The organism is Tenacibaculum finnmarkense, from assembly GCF_900239185.1.
In the GTDB taxonomy this organism is placed as follows: Bacteria; Bacteroidota; Bacteroidia; order Flavobacteriales; family Flavobacteriaceae; genus Polaribacter; species Polaribacter finnmarkensis.
In genome coordinates this window covers 175,054-186,299 of record NZ_OENA01000053.1, presented here as the reverse complement: position 1 = coordinate 186,299, position 11,246 = coordinate 175,054, and the positions used below count along the sequence as shown (strand labels likewise).

Here is an 11,246-nt window from a genome sequence, read left to right as displayed (position 1 = left end):
TTTTTCTTACATATACTATAAAAAAGCAATCTCATTTGAGGTTGCTTTTTTTGTTTGATAATCTATCAAAGCTTGTTTAAAAATTAAAGAAATTGTCAGTTCGAGTGATTTTTTCCTTCAAAAAATGGTATCGAGAACTTGTTTAAAAATAAAGCACCTAAATTATTTAGTTAAACTTAGACCTCACAGGTTTTAAAAACCTGTGAGGTCTGTTGCTACTCGAAGACTATTTTAATTTTATTGTGAAAATTTGCGCTATCTTTATTCAAAACTGAATTTATTTTATCAAAAAGCTAAAAACTACGGAAAATAAAGATGCGAAGCTGAACTAAATTCAGCTTGACGCATTCGGTTTTCTGCTATAAAAAGCAATCTGAAAAAGGGTTGCTTTTTTACTCCTTTAAAACATTTTTAAATATTAAAAAATCAATAAGATAAATTAAACATGCAACTAATTTATTTTTCATAACTTTAAAAAATAACTTTAAAGAGCTATGAAAAAACTACTGCAATACCTGCCTTTTCATTTTCTGATTTGTATTATTATTGGAATTCTATTGCAATTTCATACCGCTATTTGGTGCTATAATTTTAGCTTTTTAGCGCTTTTTATGTTGGCTTTTATAGGTGTTTTATTTCTTCTGAAAAAAAACGCTGCAAAGAAACTTTATTTTACACTAACAAGCCTTTTATTTTTTATTTTTATAGGAATTTCAATCACGTTTATACATAATCCTAAAAATTATGACTCTTATTACAAGCAACATCTTACGGACAATTCAAACATCATCATACAAATACATAGAGTTTTAAAAACGAGTAATTATGCGCATAAATATATTGCCGATGTTATTCAAATTGATACTAAAAAAACAATCGGAAGTATTTTAATCAACCTTAAAAAAGATAGTATTTCAACGCTTTTAAATGTGGATGATTTAATTGTTACAACCGCTGAATTTAAAAATTTAACAGGTGCTTTAAACCCGTATCAATTTGATTATCGAGAATATTTAGCTAAGCAATATGTGTATCAACAGGTTTTTATAAATCCTACTAATTATCAGAAATTAGCGGAAGGAAAAACATCCATTTATGGTGTTTCTGAACAATTTAGAAACAATATTCAAACTTCTTTAAAAGATAAAGGCTTTAAAAAAGAGGAATTATCGGTAATTAACGCCCTGCTTTTAGGGCAACGAAAAAACATATCCAAAAATTTACTTCAAAATTATACTAATGCGGGAGCGGTTCATATTTTGGCTATTTCAGGCTTACATATTGGAATTTTATTCCTGTTATTAAACAGCCTATTCAAACCGATAGAACGGCTTAAAAATGGGCTGCTTTTTAAAACAATTATTATTTTAATATTGTTGTGGATGTTCGCTTTTATCGCAGGATTATCAGCTTCGGTGGTTCGGGCGGTTACCATGTTTACCTTTGTTGCCGTTGGTGCTTCTTTCAAAAGAAAAAAAGTGGTAGAATATTCGTTAATTAGTTCGATGCTTTTTTTGTTATTGCTAAAACCCTTATTTCTATTTGATGTTGGTTTTCAACTAAGTTATTTGGCGGTTTTTGGAATTATTTGGACGCAACCACTACTCTACAATTTATGGATTTCTAAGTTTTGGCTGTTAGATAAATTTTGGCGTTTATTAACCGTTTCTATTGCCGCACAAATAGGAATATTACCCATAAGTTTGTATTATTTTCATCAATTTCCTGGCTTATTTTTTATTGCAAACCTATTAATTATTCCTTTTTTAGGAAGTATTTTAATCGGTGGAATTTTAATTATAGTTCTTGCTCTTTTAAAAATACCCTTACAAATTTTGTTCGATTTCTACGGATGGATTATTTCATTAATGAATAAAACAGTGGCTTTAATTGCCAATCAAGAACAGTTTTTATTTCAAGAAATATCCATGTCTTTTTATAAGATGATACTTTGGTATCTTGTTATTATTTTTACGTATCAATTTATTATCAACAAAAAAGCCAAACAATTTATGTTATTGCTTAGCTCGATAATGCTGTTACAAATAACCTTTATTTTTGAAAAAAACAAGCAACAAAAAACCTGCGAATTGATTGTTTTTAATAAAGGAATAAAAAATATGATAGGAATCAGAAATGGCAGTAATTTTAACGTTTTACATACTTTAGATTCTTCTAAAACAACAAATGAAAGAAGTATTAAAAGCTATCGAATTCACGAAAATATAAATAGTAATTTTTTAAATAAAATACCTAATATTATTGCTTTTAAAAACGATACTATTTTAATTGTTGATGATTTAGGTATTTATAATATAGGGCTTCAAAATACGATTGTGGTCTTACAAAAATCACCTAAAATAAACCTCGAAAGATTGATAAAAGAGTTAAATCCGAAGAAAATAATTGCCGATGCTAGTAATTACAAAAGCGATGTAAATTATTGGGAAACTATTTGTAAAAAACAAAAAATGCCGTTTTACGATACTCGAAAAAACGGCGCTTTTATCCTTAAATAAATAAGGTATAAAACCTTTTAAATACTGCTTTTAAATTCTTTTTCAAAAGTTGTCCATTCAGTAGTCTTATAAGTGTCTTTTGTAAAAAAGTTAATTATTTTTTCAAAGCGTTGCTTTTCTAAATAACCTGGAATTGTTTGAATTAATCTTTTTTCAGGATCAAAAAATGCCGTAGAAGGATAACTCATTTGTCCTTTCATAATTTGAGCGGCTAATTCATGATATTTCATACCATCTTGCTTTATATATTTATAGGTTGTTCCATTAAAACTGATGTCGTCTTTACCTTCGCCATCCATTTTTACGGCGTAATAATGCTTGTTAATATAGCTAACTAGCACATTATTTTTATAGGTTGTTTTGTCCATCTTTTTACACCAACCGCACCAATCGGTATATAAACTAACTAAAATAGGCTTCGGATTTGCGGTGTTTTTTTCAATAGCTTCTTCAAAAGTAAGCCAATTTACGTCTTCTTGGGCGTTTACATTAACTGAAATAATCGCTAAAAATAATACTAAAAATAAGTTTTTCATATCTGTTAAGTGTCAATAAGTATTCCAAATTTACAAAAAAACCTGTCAATTATTAAAAATTGACAGGTTTTTGAATTGTTTATGTTTTAATATTTTAATTATTTAACACCGTGCATTAATTTTTTTAACACCGGGTTTAATGAAAGTACCAGTAATCCTGCTACAAAAGGAACTATCGTAAATATTAAAAAGAAGGTAGATAAATCATAGGCTTCTGTTATTTTTTCTATACTTCCACCAAGTACTGCCGCTAGTTTATTTCCAATAGCAATTGCAAGATACCACATACCAAACATTAATGCAATCATACGTGCTGGTACTAATTTAGATACATACGACAACCCTACTGGCGACAAGCATAATTCACCTAAAGTATGAAATAAGTAGGCTAATATTAACCAAACCATACTTACTTTTACTCCTGCTTTAACTCCATATGCTCCGTAAGCTAGTAAACCAAAACCAATAGCCATAATAATTAAACCTAAGGCATATTTACTTGCTGCAGATGGATTGTATTTACTTTCCCACCATTTAGAAAACATTGACGCAAAGGCAATAATAAAAAATGAGTTTAAAATACTAAACCATGAAACTGTTATTTCAATTTCACTATCGTTTATTGATGCTACGGTTGCTTTTACAATACCGTTATCTTTATGTAATTCTTCAGCTCTTTCTTTTGCATGTTTTAATCTATCAGCATCTAAATATCCGAAGTTTTCTCCAAATTTATCTTTAGGAATCATTAAAATATTAGCGCCTACTTCTAATTTTACAGGCTCACCTATTGAGGTCGTTTTATCAACAACAACATCAGTATCTGTTAATTTAGTACTTTCTGTTATTGCCTTATAAGCATACATCACGTTACCTTCTTCATCTTTTAAACTATTACCTTTTTTATCGGTTTTAACAGTTTTCACAGCTTTATAAACCACATCGTATGAGGTAGTGTCGTGATCTCTTTTAAGCATCCATCCTGCTACTGCCCAAACACCAGTAAAACAAATGATTAAAACAATATTTGATCCTGGTATAATTTTAAAAGTACGCTTACCTAATAAGTATAATACGTAGGTAATAATACATAACGGAACAATTGTTAACAAGGTATTTAAAACATTAAATAGCACTGCATAATTACCCGTTAATACTCTATTTACATTATCTCTTGCAAAAATTACTAATGATGACGCTCCTTGTTCAAAAGACATCCAAAAGAATACGGTAAAAAAAGCAAATATAATTACAGCAAACATTTGATCTCTTACCACGGTAGAGTATCTTAATATTCTTGAAATTACTAGGTATAAAAATAATATTAATCCGAATATTGCCACAGCATATTGCCCTGATAACCCTGCTACTTCGAAAGGAAATAAATTAAGGTTTCCTATTTTGTCTAAAGGATCATTAAACGCATACGCAACACCAATTACCGATGTAACAGCAATTAATATTTTATCAACTAAGGTATAAGGGTTTGGCTTTTCTTCTGTTTCAAGTACTGTTTCACTTTGCTTTTTAGCAGTTTCTTTTACAGTATTAACTTCCTTTTTTACTTTAGATGGCACATCTCCTATTGTTCCAAACAAAGGTTTTGCTAACCAAAATTGTAGTGTTCCTAAAAGCATAAAAATTCCTGCTAATCCGAAACCGTAAGCCCATCCTACTTTTTCGGCAACATAACCACAAAGCATCATTCCAAAAAAAGCTCCTGCATTTACTCCCATATAAAATATGGTATAAGCGCCATCTTTCTTTTCTGGTAATTCTTTGTACATCTCAGAAATGATAGAACTAATATTTGGCTTAAAAAAACCAGTTCCTAATACTAGCAATCCTAAACCTAAATAAAGTGAAAATTCAGTTTCAAAAGCCATAGAAACGTGTCCTAGTGTCATAATTACAGACCCTATTACAACTGCCCAACGATATCCTGTTAATCTATCGGCAATAACTCCACCTAAAATTGGTGTTAAATATAAAGACATCGCATAAGTACCAAATAAAGCTGCTGCGTTTTCAACCGACCACTCCCAACCTGGGTTAAAGCCGATAAGACTCATGGTTAAAAAGTTAATTAATAGCACTCGCATACCATAAAAAGAGAAACGCTCCCACATTTCGGTAAAAAACAGCACAAATAATCCTGCTGGATGTCCTAAGACAGTAGTATCAAAAAAACTTTGTTTTTTAGTATCACTCATTATTATATATTTTAATTTTAATTATTTACATTTAACTGAGCATCTTCTGCACCGTGAGTTAATCTTTTTAATGGTTTTAATATTAAAAGGATAAGGATTCCAAAAAGAGTACAGAAAACTGCAATTCCTGTAAATATTTGAAATTCTCCTGCTCCTTCAGACATTGACCCAACAAATCCTGCAACTTTGTTACCTAAACCTGTAGCAGCAAAATAAGCTCCCATCATAAAAGATGCATATTTTACTGGTGCTAATTTTGTAATAAATGATAAAGCTACCGGAGAGGCACATAATTCACCAATTGTATGAAATAAATAAGCTAATACTAACCAAATCATTGCTGATTTTTCAATAACTTTTTCTCCATCCATTACAACTTCAGTACTTGCTTTACTCATAAAGAAAAAACCAAAAGCCATAATAATTACACCAATTGCCATTTTAAATAAAGAAGACGATTCTTTTCCTTTTTTACCCCATTTATACCAAAAACCACCAACAGCAGTTCCAAATACAATGATAAAAAATGCGTTGATTGACTGAAAAGTTGCCGAAGGAACTTCATATCCTATAAATGACAACAATCTATCTGTTTTTTGTTCGGTATATAAACTCATTAAACCTCCTGCTTGCTCAAAAGCTCCCCAGAAAACAATGATGATTAAAAATGATAAAAACATCACTAACATTCTATCTTTTTCAATAGCGGTTAATGGTTTTTTCATTAATTCTTTATTTGGCGAATCTTGTGTTCCCATAAAATCACCAACACCTTCTAAATGTTTAATTCCATACATGTAAACAACCTGTCCTAAAGCCATACCAATACCTGCCAATCCGAAACCAGCATGCCATCCGTAGGCTGCAGCAACAATACCAACTGCTAAAGCACCTAAAAATGCACCTAAATTTATTCCGATATAAAATATATAAAAACCTTTATCTCTTCTATCATCTCCTTTAGGATATAATCCCCCTACCATTGTTGAAATATTTGGTTTTAAAAAACCAACACCCGTTACAATAAAAAATAAGCCTGTAAAAAATGCCCATTGTGCATCTACTGCTAAAATACCATGCCCAATACACAGTAATATTCCACCTAGCATTACGGCTTTTTTCTGTCCTATATATTTATCGGCAATCCAACCACCAGGTATTGAGGTGATATAAGCAAGCATTGTATAAGTTCCATAAAAAGAAATTGTTTCGGCGTTTGACCAACCAAAACCAGATTGTGGATTTCCTAACAATATCGGTGCCGCTAAATACAATGTTAAAATTGCTCTCATACCATAATACGAAAAACGCTCCCACATTTCCACGAAAAATAATACATATAAACCTTTAGGATGTCCTAAAAACTCATCTTGTTTTACAGTGTTCATATTTTATTTATTTTATAAATTATTTTTAATAAAGTTTGTCATTTTCGTGTATAAATGCAAACGAGTATTACCACCGTAAATTCCGTGATCTTTATCAGGATACATTCCCCATTCAAATTGCTTATTAGCTTGAATTAAAGCTTCCGCCATTCTGTATGCATTTTGAACGTGTACATTATCATCGCCTGTTCCATGGATTAATAAGTACTTTCCTTTTAATAATTCTGGGTAATTTAAAGGAGAATTTGCATCATAACCTGTAGGATTTTCTTCAGGAGTACGCATGTAACGCTCGGTATAAATAGAATCGTAAAAACGCCAAGTAGTAACAGGTGCTACTGCGATTGCTGTTGAAAAAACATCATTTCCTTTTAAAATACAATTCGTACTCATGTGTCCACCGAATGACCAACCCCAAATACCTACTCTTTTTTCGTCAACATACGGTAAATTAGCTAATTTTTTAGCGACTGCTATTTGGTCTTCCGTTTCGTATTTTACCAAGTTTAAATAGGTAACTTTTTTGAAATCTCTACCTTTAAAACCAGTTCCTCTACCATCAACGCAAACAACTATGTAACCGCTTTGTGCTAACATTTGATGCCAATAATCGTTTGAATTATTCCAGCTATTTTTTACACTTTGAGACCCCGGTCCTGAATATTGATACATCAATACAGGATATTTTTTATTTGCATCAAAATTAGCAGGCTTAATAGTGTACATATTTAAGTCATTTCCGTTTACATTAATGGTCGAAAACTCTTTTTTACTTAAATTATATGTTGAAACTACTTGCTTTAAAGCAGCGTTGTCTTTAATTGTTTTTAATACTTTTCCTGCATCGTTTCTTAAAGAATAAACTCTTGGCGTAGTTGCATCCGAAAAAGTATTGATAAAATACTTCATGTTTTTACTAAAAGAAGCATTATTTGTTCCTGAAGGATTACTTAATATTTTTTTATTTTCACCAGATAAAGAAACACTATAAACACCTCTATTTATTGATCCATTTTCAACCGATTGGTAATAAAGTGTGTTTTTATCAGCATTAAAACCATAGTAATTTGTTACTTCCCAATTTCCTTTGGTTACTTGGTTTATTAACTTCCCTTTTTTATTATAATGATACATATGATTGTAACCATCTTTTTCGCTAGACCAAATAAAGCTATTATCATCTAAAAAAGTTAAGTCATCATTTACCGCTACATAAGCAGCATCTTTTTCATTTAAAATTAATGAAGTATTGTAGGTTTTAGCATTGATAAAATACATTTTTAAATCATTCTGATGACGATTTAAAGTACGAACTGCTAAAATATTATCGTCTTTTGTCCAGTTGATTCTTGGAATATATTCATAATCACCAAAAATCATTTTTGCTGTTCCGTTAGTACTTAGCGTATAAATATGTAAGGTTACTTTGGCGTTATCTTCCCCAGCTTTCGGGTATTTAAAAACGTGTTGCGTAGGATATTTCTCTTTTCCGTACACATCCATTGAAAATGTTTTAACAGCACTTTCATCAAAACGTAAAAAAGCAAGATGATTACCATTCGCACTCCAATCGAAAGCTCTTACAAAAGCAAATTCTTCTTCGTAAACCCAATCGGTAATACCGTTGATAATTTTATTTTTTTCACCATCGTTTGTAACCTGAACAAGCGTATTGTTTGAAAAATCTCTAATAAATAAATTGTTGTTTTTTGCATACGCTACTCTTTTACTATCTGGCGAAAAAGTAGGACGTTGAATATCTTCTCCAATTAACTTCAATGTTTTTGAAGCAATATCATACATATAGAATGTTCCTAGAAAAGAATGACGAAAAATAGGCTTAAAATTAGTTCCTAAAATAAGTTTTGTTTCATCGCTATTAAAGCTATAAGAGTCAAATCTTTTTAAGCCGTTTAAATTAGCACCGTTTACAATGGTTTCAACCTTTTCTAAAGTTTTGTAACTGTATTTATCTACGGTTGAATTTCCATTTTCAGTATTCAATAAGGAATAAAAATCATCATTCATTGAATTTAACGAATTCATATAATCGGCTCTAAACGTGCCTTTTCTCCATATATCTTCTAAGGAAATATCTTTTTTTTGCGCTTGCAATAATGTAGATAATCCTATAAAAAGTAGTAGTATTTTTTTCATGTTAGATTGTTGTTTATCTGAAAAGTTTGCCAAGTTTACGGAAAAATCAGCGAAAAACGTGTCAAAAAAATCATAAATACTAAATAAGCAGCCTATTTTAATAGGATTCATTTATCTTTGAAGCACCTAAAATTAAATGAGAATGTCTAAAATTATTGCTGGATTTTCTAAACTTACCAAAGAAGAAAAAATAGCTTGGTTAACAGAAAATTATTTTTCTAACCAACCTGAAATTACACAAACATTAAAACAATATTGGAATGTAGATCAAAAGCTACAACAACTACATGACGATTTTATAGAAAACACCATTTCTAATTTTTATATGCCCTACGGAATTGCGCCAAATTTCATCATCAATGGGCAAGATTATGTAATTCCGATGGTCGTTGAAGAAAGTTCGGTTGTTGCTGCGGCATCGTTAGTTGCAAAATATTGGAGTACTCGTGGTGGTTTTAAAACCCAGGTTATTTCTACCACAAAAATCGGGCAGGTACATTTTATGTATCAAGGCGATAAAAAAGCGTTGACAACTTATTTTGAGCAACAAAAACAAGCTTTATATAGCGCAACGGCTTCGATTACCAAAAACATGGAAAAGCGTGGTGGCGGTATTTTAGATATTCAATTGATTGATAAAACCGATAAACTTGCTAATTACTACCAACTTCATGTCACTTTTGAAACAAAAGATAGCATGGGTGCAAACTTTATCAATTCTTGTTTGGAAGCTATTGCAAAAACTTTTCAAAAAGATGATATAGAAATTGTAATGAGTATTTTATCGAATTATGTTCCACAGTGTTTGGTTCGAGCTGAAGTTTCTTGTAAAATTGAAGATTTAGGCGGAGAAAACCCTCAGAAATTTGCTCAAAAATTTGAACAAGCTGTTAAAATTGCTGAAATAGAACCTTACAGAGCCGTTACGCATAATAAAGGAATTATGAACGGTATCGATTCGGTGGTTTTAGCTACAGGAAACGATTTTAGAGCTATTGAAGCTGGCGCACATGCTTACGCTTCAAAAGATGGGCAATACAGAAGTTTAACACATTGCGAAATAAAAAACGGAATCTTTAAATTTTGGATTGAAATTCCGCTTGCTCTTGGAACTGTTGGTGGTTTAACAGGCTTGCATCCGATGGCAAAATTATCGTTAGATATGATGCAAAAACCGTCCGCAAAACAACTGATGGAAATTGTTGCAACTGCAGGATTAGCTCAAAATTTTGCCGCTTTACGTGCTTTAACAACCAAAGGAATTCAGCACGGACACATGAAAATGCACTTGCAGAATATTTTAAATCAGCTAGAAGCAACATCCGAAGAAAAAGAAATTGTTAGCACTTATTTTGATAACAAAACTGTTTCTCATAGCGCCGTAGTTGCTAAAGTTAACGAATTAAGAAACTAAAATTTTGGATACATTTTACAGCAACGGAAAATTATTATTAACAGGTGAATATCTTGTTTTAGATGGCGCAACATCGTTGGCGGTTCCTACCAAATTTGGGCAAGATTTAATAATTGAACCCATCAAAGAACAACAACTTATTTGGGGAAGTTTTACCAATACTGGCGAATGTTGGTTTGAAGCTACTTTCGATTTGCCAAAGTTACGCCTAACTTCTGCTACTTTTAATTCTGATAAAGAAGGAAATGCCGAATTTATCGCAGAAACTTTAGCTGATATTTTACAAGAAGCTAAAAAATTAAATCCTGATTTTCTAAGCGATAAAAACGGCTATCTTGTAAAAACAAACTTAACTTTCCCTCAAAACTGGGGATTAGGAAGTTCATCAACGTTGATAAATAATATCGCAAATTGGGCAAAGGTAAATCCGTTTATTTTGTTGCAAAATGCCTTTTCAGGAAGTGGTTACGATATTGCTTGTGCAAGTAATAACACGCCAATTTTATATCAACTAGGTGAAAAAAAACCGATGGTATCAAAAGTAAAATTTAATCCTACTTTTGCAGATGAATTATTTTTTATCTATTTAAATCAAAAACAAAATAGCCGAGAAGGAATTGCGCAATATAAAGAACACAGAGAAAGTGCTAAAAAATTAATTCCTGAAATAAACGATTTAACAGAAGCATTTTTAAAGGCAGACTCTACTAAAAACATCAATAAAATAATCGTTGAACACGAACAAATAATCAGTTCAATTATTAAACAAACACCTGTAAAAAAACGACTTTTTGCTGATTATTTTGGCGAAATAAAAAGCTTAGGTGCTTGGGGTGGCGATTTTGTTTTAGCTACAGGAAATGAAAACACAGTAAATTATTTCGAAGATAAAGGCTACAATACAATTGTTCCTTATCAAAAAATGGTTTTATAAAATATCACAAAACTCCGTCATGCTGAATTTAGTTCAGCATCGCATCAAATTTTGAATAAAATAGATTGATTTTAAAAGTATCGAG

General features: G+C 31.0%; 8 protein-coding genes (1 of these 8 running past the window's edge). 4 read left to right on the top strand and 4 right to left on the bottom strand.

Annotation, left to right across the window (positions count from 1 at the left end; all coding sequences use genetic code 11):
- Together AQ1689_RS06700 and AQ1689_RS06695 are read left to right on the top strand one after the other, a co-directional pair.
- Positions 1–80, top strand: the end of a protein-coding gene (locus tag AQ1689_RS06700; protein ID WP_101955582.1) for a type I restriction endonuclease. 1,054 nt of this gene lie to the left of the window's left edge; the window shows 80 of its 1,134 coding nt (coding positions 1,055–1,134); its start codon lies beyond the left edge, outside the window; its stop codon occupies positions 78–80.
- A gap of 414 nt (positions 81–494) precedes the next feature.
- Entirely contained in the window at positions 495–2,519 is a 2,025-nt protein-coding gene (locus AQ1689_RS06695) for a ComEC/Rec2 family competence protein (RefSeq protein WP_101955581.1), read from the top strand.
- A 17-nt stretch (positions 2,520–2,536) separates the two neighbouring features.
- Here AQ1689_RS06695 and AQ1689_RS06690 read toward each other — a convergent pair whose 3' ends face one another.
- The 4 genes from AQ1689_RS06690 to AQ1689_RS06675 all read right to left on the bottom strand — a co-directional run bounded on the left by AQ1689_RS06690 (position 2,537) and on the right by AQ1689_RS06675 (position 8,813).
- Entirely contained in the window at positions 2,537–3,055 is a 519-nt protein-coding gene (locus tag AQ1689_RS06690) for a thioredoxin family protein (RefSeq protein ID WP_101955580.1), read from the bottom strand.
- Between the two features lie 98 nt (positions 3,056–3,153).
- On the bottom strand, positions 3,154–5,268 hold the full coding sequence (locus AQ1689_RS06685; protein WP_101955579.1) for a peptide MFS transporter: 2,115 nt from the start codon (positions 5,266–5,268) through the stop codon (positions 3,154–3,156).
- Between the two features lie 17 nt (positions 5,269–5,285).
- On the bottom strand, positions 5,286–6,656 hold the full coding sequence (locus AQ1689_RS06680) for a peptide MFS transporter (protein WP_101955578.1): 1,371 nt from the start codon (positions 6,654–6,656) through the stop codon (positions 5,286–5,288).
- A gap of 12 nt (positions 6,657–6,668) precedes the next feature.
- Positions 6,669–8,813, bottom strand: a complete 2,145-nt coding sequence (locus tag AQ1689_RS06675) for a S9 family peptidase (protein WP_101955684.1) — start codon at positions 8,811–8,813, stop codon at positions 6,669–6,671.
- 142 nt (positions 8,814–8,955) lie between these two features.
- On the opposite strand from AQ1689_RS06675, the gene AQ1689_RS06670 reads away from it, so the two are divergent.
- Together AQ1689_RS06670 and AQ1689_RS06665 are read left to right on the top strand one after the other, a co-directional pair.
- Complete coding sequence (locus AQ1689_RS06670; protein ID WP_101955577.1) at positions 8,956–10,227, top strand: hydroxymethylglutaryl-CoA reductase, degradative; 1,272 nt, start codon at positions 8,956–8,958, stop codon at positions 10,225–10,227.
- Positions 10,228–10,231: 4 nt separating this feature from the next.
- Positions 10,232–11,161 carry a GYDIA family GHMP kinase gene (locus AQ1689_RS06665; protein WP_101955576.1) on the top strand — a complete coding sequence of 310 codons (930 nt, stop codon included), beginning with the start codon at positions 10,232–10,234 and terminating at the stop codon, positions 11,159–11,161.
- Positions 11,162–11,246: the final 85 nt, after the last annotated feature.

What these genes read in the sequence shown, in the direction of transcription:
- AQ1689_RS06695 (WP_101955581.1), top strand. Translation starts at nt 495, where the DNA reads ATGAAAAAACTACTGCAATACCTGCCTTTTCATTTTCTGATTTGTATT.
- AQ1689_RS06690 (WP_101955580.1), bottom strand. Translation starts at nt 3,055, where the DNA reads ATGAAAAACTTATTTTTAGTATTATTTTTAGCGATTATTTCAGTTAAT.
- AQ1689_RS06685 (WP_101955579.1), bottom strand. Translation starts at nt 5,268, where the DNA reads ATGAGTGATACTAAAAAACAAAGTTTTTTTGATACTACTGTCTTAGGA.
- AQ1689_RS06680 (WP_101955578.1), bottom strand. Translation starts at nt 6,656, where the DNA reads ATGAACACTGTAAAACAAGATGAGTTTTTAGGACATCCTAAAGGTTTA.
- AQ1689_RS06675 (WP_101955684.1), bottom strand. Translation starts at nt 8,813, where the DNA reads ATGAAAAAAATACTACTACTTTTTATAGGATTATCTACATTATTGCAA.
- AQ1689_RS06670 (WP_101955577.1), top strand. Translation starts at nt 8,956, where the DNA reads ATGTCTAAAATTATTGCTGGATTTTCTAAACTTACCAAAGAAGAAAAA.